The sequence below is a fragment of the Psychrobacter sp. 1Y4 genome (assembly GCF_051847555.1).
Genome location: NZ_JBPYDE010000102.1, coordinates 1 through 1,194 on the forward strand (window position 1 = coordinate 1; position 1,194 = coordinate 1,194).

Consider the following 1,194-nt stretch of genomic DNA (forward strand, 5'->3'; position numbering starts at 1 on the left):
AGTCAATCGCCTAAATGAGCAATAACTGCTAACTCAGAGAGACAACATGATGACAGTATCATCAAAAACGACAAAACTACTTCCTGCAATGCTGACCTTAGTTTTGGGTAGTACGTTGGTATTGAGCGGCTGCCAAGCGACCAAGAGCTTGCTTGGCAAGCGAGACAATGGCAGCTTAGACTATCAACAAAGCAAAAAGCTTGCACCGATAGAGCTGCCAGCTGCTCAAGAAACAGCGCCTTTCGTGCCTTTGTACCCAACACCGAATGTGGGTGCGAACACGCTTAAACTACAGAATGAGTCAGGTAATCAGTATCAGCTGCCAAAGCCTCAGCGTGCTGTTAGTAGCCCTTCAAACTAATTTATTTCTTCACTTGTACCGCCGATTTTTATGATTATTGATTAAAATAATATCGATATTGTAATAAGAGTCAGCGGTCGCTGCGCGTTTTTACCACATAAGCTTGAACGAACAGGAACCCCTATAATGCAAAAGCAACAACTGCTGTATAAAGGCAAAGCCAAATCTGTCTATGAAACAGAAGACAATGATCTTCTGATTTTACACTTCCGTGATGATACCTCAGCGCTTGATGGTAAGCGTATCGAACAATTGGCGCGTAAAGGCGTGGTGAATAACCGCTTTAATGCTTTTATCATGCAAAAATTGTCTGATGCTGGCATCGAGACGCATTTCGAAAAGCAATTGTCTGACGACGAAGTACTGGTCAAGCGCTTGGATATGATTCCTGTAGAGTGCGTGGTGCGTAACTTTGCCGCTGGTAGTTTGGTACGTCGTTTAGGCTTAGAAGAAGGGCAGGCATTGACGCCGCCAACGTATGAGCTGTTTTATAAAGACGATGCGCTAGGTGATCCGATGGTCAACGAGTCGCTCTCTGTTTCTCTTGGCTGGGCGACCAAAGAACAATTGGCTAAAATGGAAGAGCTGACCTATCAAGTCAACGATGTATTAAAGGCGTTGTTTGATGCGGGTGATTTAATCCTAGTGGATTTTAAACTAGAGTTTGGCGTATTCCATGACCGTATCGTATTGGGTGATGAGTTCTCACCAGATGGCTGCCGTATCTGGGATAAGAACACCAAGAAGAAACTAGATAAAGACCGTTTCCGTCAGTCATTAGGCGATGTGATTGAAGCTTATGAAGAAGTGGCTGACCGTATCGGTGTGCCATT

General features: G+C 44.4%; 2 protein-coding genes. Both read left to right on the forward strand.

Going from position 1 to position 1,194, the window contains the following annotated elements:
* The first annotated feature begins 46 nt into the window (after positions 1–46).
* On the forward strand, positions 47–361 hold the full coding sequence (locus tag ACS8FC_RS14500) for a hypothetical protein (protein WP_227674193.1): 315 nt from the start codon (positions 47–49) through the stop codon (positions 359–361).
* 126 nt (positions 362–487) lie between these two features.
* Positions 488–1,194 (forward strand): phosphoribosylaminoimidazolesuccinocarboxamide synthase (purC, locus tag ACS8FC_RS14505; RefSeq protein WP_439297280.1); only part of this gene is annotated, 707 nt, incomplete at its 3' end.